This window comes from Gordonia sp. CPCC 206044, assembly GCF_048537895.1.
Lineage (GTDB): Bacteria > Actinomycetota > Actinomycetes > Mycobacteriales > Mycobacteriaceae > Gordonia.
The window spans coordinates 218,955-235,470 of record NZ_JBCLVL010000008.1; the positions used below are offsets into that span (position 1 = coordinate 218,955).

The following is a 16,516-nucleotide window of genomic DNA, read 5'->3' on the forward strand; positions in this document are numbered from 1 at the left end:
TGAGTTCAGCGGGAGGGTGCGGCAAAAGTGATGCCGTCGAACAGTTTTCGCGCCGTCCGGAGGACGGCAGACCGTTCGATGATGGTGGTGCCGTCGGGTTTCGTGCCGATGGCGATGTCGCAGTCGAAGAATCCGGTGGGATGCTCGATGCGGACGGGACCGCCGGCAGATGTGCTGACGCGGTGGGCCACGGTCCCGGATATGCGGGCGGCCGCGGCCACCGTGAGTGCGCCGAGAACACCGATCGAGGTGTGGCAGCGCACCGGAATGAAGGTGCGGGTGTTCAAGGTGCCACCCGAGGCGGGGGTCGAGACCAGCGTGACCTTGGGGACAGTGAGGGGGGAGACATCGTCGAAACCCATGAGTTTCCCGGCGGAACGTCGGATCGACGACACCCGCTCGCCGAGTTCGGCGTCAGCCTCGAGTTCCGTGGGTGATTCGGTTCCGGAGAGGCCGAGATCGGCGGCGGCGACGAGCACGACCGGCATGCCGTTGTCGATACACGAGACCGCGACGCCGTCCACCTCGTCGACGACGCGCCCACTGGGAAACAATGCGCCACAGGTCGATCCGGCGGTGTCGGCGAACTCTATGGCGATGGGCGCCGCGGTGCCGGGGACTCCGGCGATCTCCGTGTCACCTTCGTAGGTGACGGTCCCACCGTCCATGGCGAAACGCGCGGTGGCCAGGCCGCCGGAGTTGACCATGTGAATCCGGATCTCGTTCTGCCCGTCGATGGATTCGACCAATCCACGTTCGACGGCGAAAGGTCCGACGCCGGCGAGGATGTTGCCGCAGTTCTGACTGTCGGATACCACGTGTTGGTCGACCGCGACCTGGAGGAACAGGTAGTCGACGTCGGCGTCAGGCCGCGACGATGGTCCGACGACGGCGACTTTACTGGTCAGCGGATGACCCCCGCCGATCCCGTCGATCTGCCGGGGGTCCGGGGAGCCCATGACCCGCAGAAGGAGGGAGTTGCGCTCAGCGGCATCCGCAGGCAGATCGGATGCGAGAAAATAGGCGCCCTTGGAGGTTCCACCGCGCATCAGCATGCACCGGACGGCAATCATCTCAGCGATCCTCGGCCAGGTAGTCGGCCTGCGTGACATACCGCACGCCCAGTGAATCGAGCAGGGGTCGCAGGTTGTATCGATCGAGTCCCAACTGCCCGTTGCGAAATGCCTCACGCGATGCGGCTTCCTTGTCGAGGCGCGCCGAACACGCGGCCAGCGTCGCCTCGACGTCACCTCGGGGAACGATGACCACTCCGTCGTCGTCGGCCACCACTACGTCGCCGGGGGAGACCGTGACATTGCCGAGTGTGATGGGGATGTTCACGGCGCCAGGGGTGGACTTCACCGTGCCCTGCGCGGAGATCGCGGTCGACCACACGGCGAAACCCATGTCACGGAGGTCTGCGACGTCGCGGACGCCCGCTTCGGTCACCAGGCCACGGACGCCGCGGACCTGGAGAGCGGTCGCGAACAGTTCGCCGAACATCCCGTCGGTCGAGGGGGAGTTGGTGGTGACCACGAGGACGTCGCCCGGCTCCACCTGCTCGATCGCGGCGTGGATCATCAGATTGTCGCCCGGCCAGCTGAACACCGTGACCGCATTGCCGGCGATATGAGCGCCGTTCTGAATGGGCCGGAACTGCGGTCCGGGAAGTCCGACGCGGCCCATGGCCTCATGCACCGTGGCGGTTCCGTGCTTCGCGAGGGCCTGCACGGCGTCGAGGGGGCTCCGCACGATGTCGGTGACTATCACCGGGTCTTTCACGGGTCTTCTCCTTTCCGGTGCGCAGCGTGATGCCCGAGTGTGTGCGGCGTCACGTCTGCATATTCAGTAGGCCAGGTGCAACCAAAATTGTCAACATTTTCTACACCAAAACCATTGCGCATCTTGGTGCCGAAACCGTACAGTCGGTGCCTACGTGAGCTACATCACTGCTCGCGACATCCCGGTGACAAGGAGTTTCGAATGACGGGAATCGCCTCAGGCCTTGCGACGCCCGCGACCATCACAGGTGCGCGCAACCGGTTGGCCGTACTGGTTCTGGGTCTCTGCTGGTTCGCGATCCTGTGCGACGGAATGGACACCTTTGTCTACGGTGCGGTTCTGCCACACATGCTCGACGACACCGCCTTCGGCCTCGACGCCGCCACCGCCGGTGATGTCGGCAGCGTCGCCACCTTCGGCATGCTCATCGGGGCACTTGCGGCCGGCCCCATCGCCGATCGCGTCGGTCGGCGGTGGACGCTGATCGGCGGTGTTGCTTTGTTCTCGCTTGCCTCGCTGGTGTGCGCGCTCGCGCCGAACATCGAGTGGTTCGCCGGGGCCCGCCTCGTCGCCGGGCTGGGGCTCGGCGGGTTGATTCCCACCGCAATCTCGCTGGTCATCGAGTACGCACCCGTGCAGCGCGCGAACCTGATGGTCGCCCTGCTGATGACAGCTCATCAGGCCGCGGGATCCTGGCGACCCTTCTCGGCCTGACCTTCCTGGACAGTCACGGATGGCGTTTCCTGTTCCTGCTCGGCGCCCTCCCGTTGGTGGTGGCGGTGGTGCCGATGATCAAATACCTGCCCGAATCACTCAGCTTCCTGACCGCCCGCGGTCGTACCGTCGAGGCGCGACAGCTCGCGATCCGGCATGGCATCGACATGGACGACGTCGCCGTCGACCTTCCGCCGCGGCGCGCGGTCAATTCGGTCTGGCACAGCCTTCGCGAACTGTTCGATGGACCGCGGAGCACGACCACGCTGCTCTTCTGGATCGCGTCGTTCGCAGGTTTGCTGCTGGTCTACGGTTTCGCCACATGGCTGCCGGTGATGATGCGCTCGAACGGCTACGAACTCGGTTCCGCGCTCGCCTTCCTGTTGGTGGTCAACCTCGGTGGCATTGTCGGATTCCCGATCGCCGGGCGCATCGCCGACCGCATCGGCCCGACTGTCGTGGCGCTGGTGTGGTTCGGGCTCACGTGTGCCGGCATCCTCGTCATGTCGATGCAGATGCCGGTGATCGCCACCTATATCGTCGTATTCTTCACCGGCGCCTGGCTTTTCAGTGCCCAGACGATGGTGTACGCATCCGTTGCCGCACACAGCCAAACGGATTACCGAGCCACCGCCATCGGCTGGACGTCGGGAATCGGTCGCTTCGGAGCAGTGTTCGGGCCCTGGCTCGGCGGCGTCCTGATCGCCGCCGGAGCGCCACAATGGGGATTCTTCGCATTCGCGATCGCAGCGGGCGTGGCTGTCATGGCCTTGCTGGTCATCACCCGACTCGATCGATCACGATGGTCGAGTGCGGTCCCGCTCGCAGCATCCGACGTTCCGGCAGGTCACTGACCCTGAAAAGGCAGCTTGCCGAAAATGGTCGCGTCAAGGAGTGAACTGGTAGTGTCGGCGACAAAATTGTTGACGATATCGGGAGGTGTTCTGCGATGCCAACGGCGACCGACGACGGCGCGATCGTGAAAGACCCGTATGCGGCGATGGATCTGATCCGCGCAGCGATCGTCGATGGTGATTTCGCGCCCAATCAACGACTTGTCGAGGCGGATCTGTGCCAGCAGTTCAACGCCAGTCGCAGTGCCGTCCGGGGGGCCTTGCAAGATCTCGCGAATCAAGGTCTGGTGGAACGCATCCAGAACCGGGGCTCGCGGGTACGTGCCGTCTCGCTCGATGCGGCAATCGAGATCACCGAGGTCCGGATGGTCGTGGAAGGGCTGTGTGCGGCCAAGGCCGCCGATGCGGTGACGTCCGATGGCATCCGGGAACTGTCGGAGATCCGCACCGCGATGACCACCGCGGTCGACAACGGTGATGTGTTCTCGTACTCGCGAAGCAACCAGCAGCTGCACCGTCGCGTCCGGGAGATGAGCGGGCAGGCGGCGGCTCAGGAGATCCTCGAGCGATTGCGCGGCCAGCTGGTCCGGCATCAGTTCAAACTGGCCATGCATCCTGGGCGGATGACGGTCTCACTCCCCGAACACATCGCGATCATCGATGCGATCTGTGCCGGCCGTCCCGACGCGGCCGAGGCCGCGATGCGCGAACACCTCCGGAGTGTGATCCACGCCCTCCGTGAGGTCGAGGCCACACGCAACCGCTGACAGTCGCCGCAGAAAGAGTCACCGCACTGCAATGTTGCCGCGGCGAAGGCGTGCCGCAGGGACGAGTGTTCGGAAGGAACGTGAATGGATATCAGACGCCGCGCCTTTCTCGGGGGAGCATCCGCATTGGCCGCGAGTCTGGCCACCGCCTGCGCGATGCCGTCCGGTTCGTCCGATAGGAGTTCTGCATCGCCGCAGGCGGATGGAACGTTGGTCTTCGATCCGAACGCATTCGAGGAGAAGACCACGACCGTATCCACCGACGCGGGTGAGAAGAAGGTGACCTACCGCTTTTTCGCACCGATCACCTATGTGGCCAAGCCTGTGAACGCCGACTACCAGAGCCTTGTCATCAGCGTTCCGACATCGATCGAGGGCAAATCCGTGGACGCGACCGGTGCGCCGATCGTCTTCGCGAACTCCGTGGGCGGCTATCTCCCGGCGTCGGTCAAGGACGCGACCGAGGTGGGCGGGTCGATGTCAGGTGGGCCGATGGCCGGGAGGATGCCGAGCGGATCGCGCGGGCCCGGCAACGGGATGCCCGGCCCCGCTGGGTCGAGCGACGAGGTGAACTCCGGCGGGAATGCCATGCGCGGCGCGCGCGGAAAGATGGTGAACCTGGCGCAACTCGCGGTCGCGTCCGGCTACGTCGCCGTCGAACCGGGGTGTCGTGGCCGAACTCTGGTGGATGGCAACGGTGTCTATTACGGCACCGCGCCGGCAGCGATCGTCGACCTCAAGGCGGCGGTCCGATATCTGCGTGCCAACGCCGGCCGTGTGCCCGGCAACACCGATCGGATCGTGTCGACCGGCACCAGCGCGGGCGGTGCGCTCTCGGCCTTGCTCGGCGCCTCCGGCGACAGTTCGTTGTATTCGAGATACCTCGACGAGGTCGGCGCCGCAGATGGTAGCGACGCGATCTTCGCGAGCGGTGACTGGTGTCCCATCGCCGATCTGGAGCACGCCGACGGTGCCTACGAATGGAACTGGGGCACCAATCCCATGTCCGACGGTCGACAGGTCGACCAGGCCGTGTCCGGTCAGATGCGCGACCTGTTCGTCGGCTATCAGGCTTCGCTCGAGCTCAAGGGCCGCAACGGGTTCGGTGCCCTCACCCCGCAGAACTACGCAGACTACCTGCTCGAGACCTACCTCCAGCCGTCGGCGGCGCGCTACCTCTCCGCGCTGTCGGACGCGGACCGCGAGGCCTATCTCGAGCAGAACACCTTCATAACCTGGCGCGGTGACAGGGCGCAGTTCACGTGGCAGGACTTCCTGACCCACGTCGGCGCACGAAAGAAGACCTTGCCCGCCTTCGACGCGTTCGACCTGTCGACCGGCGAGAACAACCTCTTCGGTACCGGAACCACCAAGGCGCGGCATTTCACCGATTTCAGTGCCGCACACACGACCACCGGTGACAGGAACCTCGACGCCGACATTCCCGGCCTGCGACATCTGATGAACCCGATGTACTTCATCGCCCAGCAGAACCCGCAGCGTGCCAAGCACTGGTGGATCAGGTTGGGCACGAAAGATTCCGACACGTCGCTCACGGTCTCGTCGAATCTCGCCGCATCGCTGGCGGCACTGGGGGACGATGTGAACCACATCATGTACTGGGACGAGGGCCACGGGGCCAATACCGATGCAGCCGATTTCGTCGAGTGGATAGGGAAGGTAACCGCATGACCGATACGACTCCTCCGGCTCCGCACGCCCCGATCAACGATCTGCGCGAGGGGATCGAACTTCTCAAACTGCACGACGGTCAATTCGTCTCGACCGCAGTCGAAGTCGATCCGGAGGCGGAACTCGCCGGCGTCTACAAGAAGGTGGGCGCGGGTGGCACGGTGCAGCGCCCCACCCGGGTCGGCCCTGCAATGCTGTTCGAGAACGTCAAGGGTTACGCCATTCCGGTGATCGTCGGTGTACTGGCGGCACGCAAGCGCATCGCGATGTTCCTCGGCGCCGATGAGAAGTACCTCGGCCGGCACATGCTCAACGCGATGGAGCATGCGAAGGATCCGGTGTTCGTCGACGAGGCACCGTGTCAGGAAGTCGTCCACCTCGCCTCCGACCCGGACTTCGACATCCGGACGCTCCTGCCTGCCCCGACGAACACGCCGGAGGACGCCGGGCCCTATTTCTGTATGGCGGTTCTGCGGGGTACCGATCCAGAGACCGGCAATCATGATGTCACGATCCATCGACTGTGCGTCCAGGACCGCGACGAGATCTCGGTCTTCATGCAGACCGGACGGCACATCGGCTTCATGTACGAAAAGTACGACGCCATGGACAAGCCGATGCCGATCACCATCTCGATGGGCATCTCGCCGGTCGAGTACATGGCGATCTCCTTCGAACCCCCGGCAACGCCATATGGGTTCGACGAGCTGGAGTACGCCGGAGGACTCAAGGGCACGCCGGTCGAATTGGTCAAGGCGAAGACGGTCGAGGAATACGCGCTGGCGTCGGCCGAGATCGTCATCGAGGGTGAGATCCTGCCGGGGCGTCGAGTCGCCGAAGATCAGAACACCGACACCGGTTACGCGATGCCGGAGTTTCCCGGCTACGACGGGGTGGCCAATCCGTCCCTGCCGATCGTCAAGGTCAAAGCCGTGACAACCCGTACCAACCCGATCCTCCAGACCCTGGTCGGTCCGGGCGAGGAACATGTGAGTCTGGCCGGCATCCCTACCGAGGGTGCCCTGCTCCAGGCGCTGGAGAACGCGTTGCCGGGTCTGGTCAAGAATGTCTACTCCCATTCGTCCGGCGGCGGCAAGTACGTCGGTATCCTGCAGATTCACAAACGGGATCACAACGATCAAGGGCGCGAGCGACAGGCGGCGATCGTTGCCTTCGGCGCTTTCCCCGAGATGAAGCACATCATCCTGGTGGACGACGACGTCGACATCTTCGACACCGACGATGTTCTCTGGGCCATGACGACCCGGTTCCAGGCAGAGCGTTCGGTCATCCCGATCCCGGGTGTACGCTGCCACCCGCTCGACCCGTCAGCCGATCCGGAATTCCTCTGGACCAACTTCGATCACGGCATCTCGACGAAGGTCATCTTCGATTGCACCGTGCCATGGGGACTCCGCGACAAATTCATCCGCGCACCCTTCCTCGATGTCGATGTCGCGAAGTTCCTTCCGAATTGGACAAATGGCTGAACGTGGCGTGGGCGGGCTCTGACAGGGGTGGCGACGGTCAGGTGACCGCACTGGGGTTGGTCGACGTCCAGGCCGTCATCCGGCGGCAGTTGTGGATGGCGCGCTGACGCGATTCGGACGAAACGCTGTACGCCTGTCCACTCGGCCGCTAATCTGACTACAAGAGTGCTCAGAATTGGAGGAAGAGGTATCACCCATGACAGTCACGCAACCGTCGCCACTCAGTGCCTCCGACAAGGCCGACGAACCGGTGATCTCGCACGCGGACGACGAGATCGAGCTCGTCCCGCCGGATTCCCTGACGGCCCAACTGACGGGCCGCTACACCTTTCTCCCGGTCAACGGCGCAGCCTTCGTGATGCAGGTGATGCATCCGGTCATCGGTGACGTCGTCGGTGAGTACTCGGTCTTCCGGACCGATCCGCTGGGCCGCGCCATCCGATCGATCGACTCCGTGCTCCGCTGGGTGTACGGCGGCCAGGAGGCGATCGAGGAGGGCAAGCGGCTTCGTCGGATGCATCGGCCACTGCAGATGCGCAACGCGGAGGGGCGCCACATCAGCGCCTTGAACCCCGAGGCGTACCAATGGGTGATCGCCACAGCGTTCCCCACGTCGCTGAGCTCGGCACCCCTGATCCTGGGCCGAGAGTTCACCGAGGACGAAGAGGCCGAGGTGTTCCGGGACAATCGGCGGATCGCCAAGATCGTCCAGGTTCCGATGCGCGGTTACCCCGAGACGATCGAGGAGTTCTGGCCGTACTACGAGGACATGGTCGAGAACCGGCTCACCGCACACCCGGTGGCCCTGGAACTCGTCGCCCAGATGCAGGCCGCCCCGCGCCTGGACTGCGCGGTTCCCGCGCCGCTGGTCCGATTCGCGAACTCGGTGGCCAAGGTCGCGTCGGTGCCGGTGCAGAAGCTCAACTACCTGACCACCATCGGGGTGATGGATCCCCGGGTACGCGAGATTCTCGGGGTCACCTGGACCGACTCCGAGCAGCGTGAACTCGAACGGATTCATACTGCGATCCGCTTCGCCTACCGGACGCTCCCGGAGCGATTGACATACTTCCCGCTGGCCTACCACGCCCGACGTCACCACGACGAGATCCAGGCGATGAAGCGCCGTGAGCAGGGCGGCGCGGCCTACCGCGTCGCCGCACGCCGCGGGGCCTGAACACGGCGGTGCCGCACGCGGCGCGCGGTGTGGACCGGCACACGCCAGTAGACTGGAGGGGTGCCGTTCTCCGACGATGATCTCGATGCGTTCTATCGCGACGTCGAGGCCCGCACGGCCGCGCGTCCGGCCCCCCGACGCCGATCGATGGTGTCGGCCGAGCCCACGGTGATCTGTCCGACCCCCGACAAAGAGGCATACGTCGCGCAAGCGGTCGCCCGCGACGCCATCACGCGCATCCGGCGTCGCACCGGCCCGTCGGTTCATCTGCGATGCTACGAATGCGCTTGTGGAGCTTGGCATATCACCAGTAAGCCACCGCGATGAGTCGGTTGGACGCGCAGAGCGCGGTCGTCGACGTGGCCACTGCCGATGTCATCGCGACCGACGCGGCTTACGAGAGGCTGCTCGGGTCACCGACCCCGCACACGGTCGGCAATGGGACCATCCGTTGTCACGACGGCACCGTCGACCATCGTGTCTCGTTCCGGGTGTCGGATCGCGCAGCTGCCGAGCGCCTGTTGACCCGGCGCGGACTGGCCGTCGAGGAACCGGTGGGCGTGGTCGGGCTCGACGACACCGAGGGCGCCGACGCGGCACCTGCGTGCGACATCAGCGGTTTCGACCATCTGGTGTTCACCGCTCCACATCGCGACCACGCGCTGGCCCTCTTCGGGGCCTCCCTGGATCTCGAGTTCCGGCTGGATCGTGACATCGGCGGTGGCGCACGCCAATTGTTCTTCCGCGCAGGCGATCTCGTCATCGAGGTGATAGCGGGCGTCGAGGCCGCCCCCGGTGAGCCGGCCTGGTGCGCTCTGTGGGGTGTCGCGTGGCGGGCCCCCGACGTCGACGTCACCCACCGTCGGCTCGAGGAGTCGGGCCTCGACGTCAGCGAGGTTCGGATCGGCCGCAAACCCGGCACCCGACTGTTCACCGTCCGCGACCGCGCACTGGCCACCCGCACCGTGGTGATCGGGCCGCTCGCCGACGACACCGCACCGACCGAAGGATCGACCAGATGACCACACCCGTCGTGCCCGCGGGCGCCCGTCCCGCCATCGTCGTGGTCTCGTCGGAGAACGCGGACACCTTGCTCTCGGAGTTCGAGCGGTATCGGCGCGACTACGACATCACCTGCGCGGCAACAGCACTCGAGGGCATCACACTGCTGAGTCGGCTGCGCAGCGACGAGCATCCGGTCGCGATGATCCTGGTGGATTCCCGACTACCCGACATGAGTCCGCTCGAGGCATTGGCCACCTTTCGCAGCATCGTGCCGACCGCGCGACGTGTGGTCGCCATCCACTGGAGCCGCTTCGGCACAGAGACCGAGACGCTGCGTCCGGCCTTGCAGAAGGGCAAGTTCGACACCTTCCTCCTCATTCCGCGTGGCCCCCGCGACGAGGAGTTCCACTACGCCATCACCGAACTCCTGTCCGATTGGGGTGCGACGGTGGCCGTTCCCGAAGTCGAGGTGGTGCGGATCATCTCCGACGAACTCACCCCGCTGACGATGGGTGTGCGAGACGTCCTCGACCGTATGGGGATGCCGTACCGAACTTATCCACGGGAGAGCGTGGAGGGGACCGAGGCCGTTCGGTTGTTCTCGCGCACACACGGATCCGATGGACACGACCCACGTTCACCGCTGGTCCAGTCGTTGAAGGGCGACGGCACCACGGTGATCGCGCCTGCCTCACCGCGCGACGTCGGCATCATGCTCTACGGGCGGCCCTCCGACGTCGACGTGACCGCGGTCGTGGATCTGGCGGTGGTGGGCGCGGGCCCCGCGGGGCTGGCTGCCGCCGTCTATGCCGCGTCGGAAGGCCTGAGCACCGTGGTGGTGGAATCGGAGGCCATCGGCGGTCAGGCGGGCACGAGTTCGATGATCCGTAACTATCTGGGCTTTCCACGAGGTGTCTCCGGGATGAGGCTGGCTCAGCGCGCACGGACGCAGGCGACCCGTTTCGGTGCGCGGTTCTACACGGGATGGCCGGTACAGAGCCTCGTCGTCGACGATCCGGACGCGCCCTATCGGGTGACGACCGAGGGCGGCGACGTCTGCGCCCGCTCGGTCCTGATCAGTACCGGGGTGGCCTACCGACGTCTCGGCGTCGCACCGCTGGAGAACCTGGTGGGCCTCGGTGTCCACTACGGCGCAGCCATGAGCGCGGCCCGGGAGATGGAAGGTCAGGACGTCTACGTGGTGGGCGGCGGGAACTCGGCGGGCCAGGCCGCGATCCATCTGGCGCGGTATGCCCGGTCGGTCACGATCGTGGTCCGTCGCGCCGATCTCGCCGAGACGATGTCGCAGTACCTGATCGGGGAGATCGCCTTCAATCCCCGGATCACGGTGTGCGGATCGTCCGAGGTGGTCGACGGCGGCGGCGCAGGCCGACTCGAATGGCTCACGCTGCGCAACCGGCACACCGGTGGCGAAGAACGTTGTGCGGCAGGTGGTTTGTTCCTGCTGCTGGGTGCATCACCACATTGCGATTGGTTACCGCAGCAGGTGGAACGCGACGCGAACGGTTTCGTCCTCACCGGACGGGACGTGCCACGCCATCGGTGGTCGCAGGACGTTCCGCCGCCGAATCTCGCGACCAGCGAACCCGGTCTGTTCGCCGCGGGAGACATCCGAGGCGGGTCGATGAAACGGGTCGCGTCGGCCAGTGGCGAGGGTGCGAGCGTGGTTCCGCTTGTACACGCCTGGTTGGAATCACTGACCCGGGCGCACGCTCACTGACCGACGGCACGATTCAGATCAACGTCGCCAGTTGCTGCACCTCGGCGACGCTTCCCGGCGAGACCAACATGGTGGTGACCCCGGCCGCCTCCCACACCTTGATCTGTTCGCGGACGTGGTCGGCGTCCCCGACGATGGCCGAGTCCTCGACGACGACATCGGGGATGATGCGTGCGGCCTCGTCCTTGCGATCGCTGCGGAACAGCGCGGTCACCTCGTCGACGACGTCCGAGTACCCCATCCGCCGGTACACCTCGGCGTGGAAGTTGGTGTCCTCGCTGCCCATTCCGCCCATGTAGAGCGCCAGGAACGGCTTGATCGCCTCGAAGGTCGCGGCCCGATCGTCGGTGATCACGATCTGGGCGGTCGCGCAGATCTCGAAGTCCGCGCGGCTACGGCGTGCACCCGGCCGCGCGAAACCCTCGTCGAGCCACGCGTTGTACGTGTCGGCCATCCGCGGTGTGTAGAACAGCGGGAGCCAGCCGTCGGCGATCTCTGCGGCCAGGGCGACGTTCTTGGGCCCCTCGGCGCCGAGCATGACCGGGATGTCCGACCGCAACGGGTGGGTGATCGGCTTGAGGGGTTTGCCAAGCCCGGTGGTGCCCTCGCCGGCCAAGGGCAGCGGATAGTGGGGTCCGGAACTGGTGACGGGCGCCTGGCGTGCCCACACCTGCCGCATGATGTCGATGTACTCCCGGGTGCGGGCCAGCGGCTTGGCGAACTTCTGTCCGTACCATCCCTCGACGACCTGCGGCCCGGACACGCCGAGGCCGACGATGTGCCGTCCGCCGGACAGGTGATCGAGGGTCAGTGCGGCCATCGCACACGCGGTGGGCGTACGGGCCGACAGCTGGAGGACAGACGTGCCCAGGCGCACCTTTTCGGTCGCCGAACCCCACCAGGCCAGCGGTGTGTAGGCGTCCGACCCCCATGCCTCGGCGGTGAAGATGCTGTCGAATCCGGCCGACTCCGCGGCGGTGACCAGTTCGGCGTGGTTGGCGGCGGGCTGTGCACCCCAATATCCCAGTTGTAGACCGAGTTTCATGATTCTCCTGTGTTCCGACGGTTTCCTCACCCTAACGTCGGCGGTAGTGGCGCAGATCTCCGACCGCATCACACCATCGTCGCCACGTCCCGGGCCAGCGCCAGGCACGACGTGAGACCGGGTGATTCGATGCCGAACAGCTGGACCAGCCCGGGGACACCGTGATCGGCCGGCCCCTGCAGCAGGAAGTCGGCCGCAGGCGCTCCGGGGCCGCTGAGTTTGGGCCGCACACCGGCATAGTCGGGCCGTAGGGCGTCGTCGGGGAGTGCAGGCCAGTACGTCCGGATCGCCGCGGTGAACACCCCGGCGAGGGAATCGTCCACGGCGAGGTCGACCTCGTCCGTCCAGGCCACGTCCGGTCCGAACCGTGCCCGGCCGTCGAGGTCCAGGGTCAGGTGGACCCCGAGACCACCGTCGACGGGCACCGGGTAGATGAGCCGTCGAAACGGCACCGACCCGTGGGCGAGGGCGTAGTAGTTGCCCTTCGCGTACCGACGTGGCGGGACACGGTCCGCGGGGAAGCCACGCAACGATGCGGCGACGTCCCAGGCGCGCAGGCCGGCACAGTTGATCAGCGTGCGACAGGCCACCGGGCCGGAGCCGTCGACCTCGACGGTGATCGCGTCGTGGCCGACCGAACCTCCGGTGACCGTGCTGTGCACCGCGACGACGGCGCCGGCATCTTCGGCATCGCGCCGCAGCGAACGCATCAGGCCGTGCCCGTCGATGATGCCGGTCGACGGGGAGAGCAGCGCGGCGACTCCCGAGATGTCCGGTTCGAGTTCGCCCAGTTCGTCAGCGTCGACGGCACGGACGTCGGTGACGCCGTTGCGATGTGCTCGCTGCGCGATCCGTTCGAGGTGCCCGAGGTGGTCGGGTTCGGTCGCGACGATCAGTTTGCCGAGGCGCCGATGAGCCACGCCGTGGTCGGTGCAATACCGGTAGAGCATCTCGCGGCCGCGCACACACGAGTCGGCCTTACGGCTGCCGGCGGGATAGTAGATGCCGGCGTGGATCACCTCCGAGTTGCGTGAACTCGTCTGGGTACCAACGGAATCCTCGGATTCACAGATCACCACCTGACGCCCGTCGCGGGCCAGCCGCCGGCCCACCGCGAGACCGATCACACCGGCGCCGACGACGATGACATCGACCTTCTCCACAGGGCGAGCCTAGGACATCCGGGCCTCTCAATGCGGTCGTGTGTGGGTTCGATCTTGGTAACGTCGACAGCGTTCACCTTCCATGCACCACGCATCACCCATGAGGTTGCCAATGAACGGATTCCAGAAGACCGCCGCGATCTTCAACAAGGGCGTGACCCCACTGCTCCGCCTGCCGGGTATCGGCTCGGCACTGAGCGGGTCGATGACGGTGCTGCATTACACCGGACGAAAGTCCGGCAAGCAGTTCGAACTCCCGGTCGGATACCGCCGCAAGGGCGACGAGGTGATCGTCGGTGTCGCGATGCCCGATCGTAAGACGTGGTGGCGCAACTTCTCCGGCGACGGTGCACCGATCTCCGTCGATCTCGACGGTGGCACCCGGACCGGGCATGCGGTCAGCAACCGCAACGAGCGCGGCGAGGTGTCGGTGCGGATCACCTTGGACGCGTAGGCGACACGTCGACGACGCGGTTGCTCAGCGGCTCTCGCCCTGCCAGACGATGCGGGCGAGAGCCTCTCGGTCGTCGACGTCGAGTTTGATGCATGCCCGATAGATGTGGCCCTCGACGGTACGCACCGACACGGTCAACCGCTCGGCGATCTCCCGGTTGGTGAGGCCCTGTGCGACCAGTGCCGTGATCTCCCGTTCGCGGGCCGTCACCGGGAGCGGCCGGGCGGTTTCCCGGATCGCCGCGGTGGTCGCCCCGTCGCATCGCGCGGAGAGCCGCAATGCACGCGCGCTCGACTCGGCGTTCTCGCGCCGTCGTCCGGCCCGTTCGTGCAGGGCGGCCGCCTGCGCGGCCGTGTCCGCCGCCGACAACAGCATCCCTGCTTCCTCGAACTCCTGGCTGACCTTGTCCAGAGCGATCGCGTCGCCGTCCGCGACACCGATGGCGTGACGGGCATACAGGGCGCCCGCACGGCCTTGCAGGCGTTGTGCGATCTCACCGAGACGCGCGGCGACGGCCCGGTCACCGAGGCGGGCGGCGAGGTGCAGCGCGTCGGCCTCCACGGCATACTGGCCCGAGTCGTGGGCGAGATCGGCCGCCTGGTGAGTGAGGTCGAGTGTGTTCTTTCCACTGCCGGTGGCGGCAGACACCCACGCCCGCGACACCATGCGCTGCGGGTCGTGGATGGCCTCGTGCGGGCCCACGTGCTCCTCGGCGTCCGACAGCACACGTTCGGCGTTGGCGATGTCGCCCAGGGCCGCATAGGCGCGGACGAGTACCAGCCGGGCCGGAAGCATCCACGGCAGCGAGTTGTCGGCGTTGAGTGCCGCGAGGGCCTGTTCGAGACTGTCCACGGCCTCACGGAATGCGCCACGATAGGTGGCGACGACACCCCCCATGATCTTCGCGATCGCCCACCCGACGAATTGACCTGCCGACGAGAATTCCGCGTACTCGTCGGCCCGACGCTGGGCAAGGTCGAGTTCGCCGGTGGTGACCAGCGCCAGCACGTCGCCGTAGCGGACCATCGCCTTGATCATGCCGTCGGTCGCCTTGTGTTCGGGACGACAACGGTCGGCGATCAGTCCGAAATCGCGGCCACGGCCGGCCACCGGCATCGCCAGACCAGCGCCGAACGCGGCGAAATCGACGGCCTGCGAGGGTGCGTTCGGATCGGCGAGGACGCGCTCGGCTTCCGCGATGCCCTCGTCGATCCGGTTCTCGTGCACCGACATCGCGCTCGCGGCGGCATCCACCACGAGGCGAACTGCCGGGTGGGTGACCCTGGCCCGCAGGAGATCCAGGATGCGATGGGACTGCTCGACATCACCCATCGACCAGAACAGCAAGCTCATCCGGGGCAGACCCCACTGTGCGAGTTGCAGTTCGTCGAGTGTGTCGGGGTCGAAGGGCGCCAGGGCATCGGTGGCCTCGGCGATGCGGCCCTGCCACATCAGGGCTCGCGAGAGGAGTTCGGCCGCAGGCAATCCGCCGCCACGCTCGTATGCGGCACGTGCCAGGCGTTCGCCCAGTGGGAGATTCGTCAACGCGACGGCATCCTTGGCCGCGGACACCAGCAACTTGACGTCGAGCTCCTGGTCGCCGTCGACACACAGTTTGGCGAGTCGGATCCGATCGGCCGCGGTCTCGACGGAGTGATCACGCAGCACTGCGACGATCCGTGACCGGAGAGTGCGTCCTGCCGCGGTTCCGATCCGCCGGCGCATCACGTCGCCGTAGAGCGGATGGCTGAAGCGCGCATTGACCACCGACCCGTCCCGGGTCACCCGGATGAGACCGCGGACCTCCGCGGCGTCGACCGCCTCGTCGCCTGCCAGGCCGATCAGGGTGTCGATGTCGAGCGGCTCGTAGAGCGCCAGCAATTTGAGCGCGTCGACGACGCCGTCACCGGCCCGATCCATCCGATCGTCGAGCAACGCGACGAGACCCGACGGCACCGCGGTGGGCCCGCGTAGCTGCCAGACGCCGTTGACCTCCGACAACGTGCCCGCATCGACGGCACCCTCGACCATGTTCCGCAGGAACAGCGGGTTGCCGCCCGACGACTCCCACATCACATCGGCGCTGAGGCCCTCGAGCGTGCCACCGAGCACCATCTCCACGAGGGCGGTGCATTCGTCTTTGTCGAACGGCTCCAATTCGATTCGGGTGAGGTACCCGTCCTTCCAGAGCGAGGTGATGGCGTCCGGGACGGGTTCACCGCTGCGGACGGTGGTGATCACACGCGCCGACCGTTCCACCGCGATCTGATGTAACAGCGTCGCCGACAACGGATCCAGGAGATGGGCGTCGTCGACACCCAGGACGGTGTCAGGCTCGGCCAGCAGGGTTTGACGCGCCGACGTCAAGGCCGCGATCGGGTCACGCGATGCGGTCCGTTCCACCCAGGGAGCAAAGGCGCCCAACGGGATCGCGCGTGACGACTGGGTACACGCAGCCCAGTGCACGGGGCCGGCGAACTCGGCGGTGACGTTGCGGGCCAGGGTGGTCTTGCCGACCCCGGCGGTGCCGACGAGCACGACGCCACTGCCGTCTGTGCTGGTCAGCGCAGAACGGATCGCCTCATGCTCGGTGGGCCGGCCGAGCAGCTGCCAACGGCCACCCATGGGGCCA

The 16,516-nt window shown here is 66.3% G+C and carries 15 protein-coding genes; 10 read left to right on the forward strand and 5 right to left on the reverse strand.

Annotated elements, in window-relative coordinates:
• Positions 1-5: 5 nt before the first annotated feature.
• Complete coding sequence (locus AAFP35_RS15080; protein WP_419222439.1) at positions 6-1,073, reverse strand: 4-oxalomesaconate tautomerase; 1,068 nt, start codon at positions 1,071-1,073, stop codon at positions 6-8.
• Position 1,074: 1 nt separating this feature from the next.
• Complete coding sequence (locus AAFP35_RS15085; RefSeq protein WP_419222440.1) at positions 1,075-1,782, reverse strand: 4-carboxy-4-hydroxy-2-oxoadipate aldolase/oxaloacetate decarboxylase; 708 nt, start codon at positions 1,780-1,782, stop codon at positions 1,075-1,077.
• A 201-nt stretch (positions 1,783-1,983) separates the two neighbouring features.
• Between AAFP35_RS15085 and AAFP35_RS15090 the strand changes: the two genes are divergently transcribed.
• The 9 genes from AAFP35_RS15090 (at position 1,984) to AAFP35_RS15130 (ending at position 11,222) form a co-directional block, all read left to right on the forward strand.
• Positions 1,984-2,496, forward strand: coding sequence for an MFS transporter (locus AAFP35_RS15090; RefSeq protein WP_419222441.1), 513 nt, complete (start codon positions 1,984-1,986; stop codon positions 2,494-2,496).
• A 35-nt stretch (positions 2,497-2,531) separates the two neighbouring features.
• Positions 2,532-3,350 (forward strand): MFS transporter, encoded by an 819-nt coding sequence (locus AAFP35_RS15095; protein WP_419222509.1) that lies wholly within the window; start codon positions 2,532-2,534, stop codon positions 3,348-3,350.
• 95 nt (positions 3,351-3,445) lie between these two features.
• Entirely contained in the window at positions 3,446-4,117 is a 672-nt protein-coding gene (locus AAFP35_RS15100) for a GntR family transcriptional regulator (protein ID WP_419222442.1), read from the forward strand.
• Positions 4,118-4,201: 84 nt separating this feature from the next.
• A complete protein-coding gene (locus tag AAFP35_RS15105; RefSeq protein ID WP_419222443.1) occupies positions 4,202-5,809 on the forward strand; it encodes a subtype B tannase in 1,608 nt (535 codons plus the stop codon).
• Positions 5,806-7,299, forward strand: coding sequence for a UbiD family decarboxylase (locus AAFP35_RS15110; protein WP_419222444.1), 1,494 nt, complete (start codon positions 5,806-5,808; stop codon positions 7,297-7,299). The genes AAFP35_RS15105 and AAFP35_RS15110 overlap by 4 nt, the downstream gene beginning before the upstream one ends.
• A 196-nt stretch (positions 7,300-7,495) precedes the next feature.
• Positions 7,496-8,476 carry an oxygenase MpaB family protein gene (locus AAFP35_RS15115; RefSeq protein ID WP_419222445.1) on the forward strand — a complete coding sequence of 327 codons (981 nt, stop codon included), beginning with the start codon at positions 7,496-7,498 and terminating at the stop codon, positions 8,474-8,476.
• A 60-nt stretch (positions 8,477-8,536) separates the two neighbouring features.
• Positions 8,537-8,803 (forward strand): hypothetical protein, encoded by a 267-nt coding sequence (locus tag AAFP35_RS15120; RefSeq protein WP_419222446.1) that lies wholly within the window; start codon positions 8,537-8,539, stop codon positions 8,801-8,803.
• Positions 8,800-9,498: a VOC family protein gene (locus AAFP35_RS15125; protein WP_419222447.1), complete on the forward strand. Its 699-nt coding sequence runs from the start codon at positions 8,800-8,802 to the stop codon at positions 9,496-9,498. The genes AAFP35_RS15120 and AAFP35_RS15125 overlap by 4 nt, the downstream gene beginning before the upstream one ends.
• Positions 9,495-11,222 (forward strand): FAD-dependent oxidoreductase, encoded by a 1,728-nt coding sequence (locus AAFP35_RS15130; protein ID WP_419222448.1) that lies wholly within the window; start codon positions 9,495-9,497, stop codon positions 11,220-11,222. Before AAFP35_RS15125 ends, AAFP35_RS15130 begins: the two co-directional genes overlap by 4 nt.
• 13 nt (positions 11,223-11,235) lie before the next feature.
• On the opposite strand, the gene AAFP35_RS15135 is transcribed toward AAFP35_RS15130, so the two are convergent.
• Positions 11,236-12,267 (reverse strand): LLM class F420-dependent oxidoreductase, encoded by a 1,032-nt coding sequence (locus AAFP35_RS15135; RefSeq protein ID WP_419222449.1) that lies wholly within the window; start codon positions 12,265-12,267, stop codon positions 11,236-11,238.
• 68 nt (positions 12,268-12,335) lie between these two features.
• Positions 12,336-13,430, reverse strand: coding sequence for an NAD(P)/FAD-dependent oxidoreductase (locus AAFP35_RS15140; protein WP_419222450.1), 1,095 nt, complete (start codon positions 13,428-13,430; stop codon positions 12,336-12,338).
• 100 nt (positions 13,431-13,530) lie between these two features.
• On the opposite strand from AAFP35_RS15140, the gene AAFP35_RS15145 reads away from it, so the two are divergent.
• Positions 13,531-13,884, forward strand: coding sequence for a nitroreductase/quinone reductase family protein (locus AAFP35_RS15145; RefSeq protein WP_419222451.1), 354 nt, complete (start codon positions 13,531-13,533; stop codon positions 13,882-13,884).
• Between the two features lie 24 nt (positions 13,885-13,908).
• Here AAFP35_RS15145 and AAFP35_RS15150 read toward each other — a convergent pair whose 3' ends face one another.
• The gene (locus AAFP35_RS15150; RefSeq protein WP_419222452.1) at positions 13,909-16,509 is read right to left on the reverse strand and encodes a LuxR C-terminal-related transcriptional regulator; all 2,601 of its coding nucleotides are present in this window, start codon (positions 16,507-16,509) and stop codon (positions 13,909-13,911) included.
• Between the last annotated feature and the right edge of the window lie 7 nt (positions 16,510-16,516).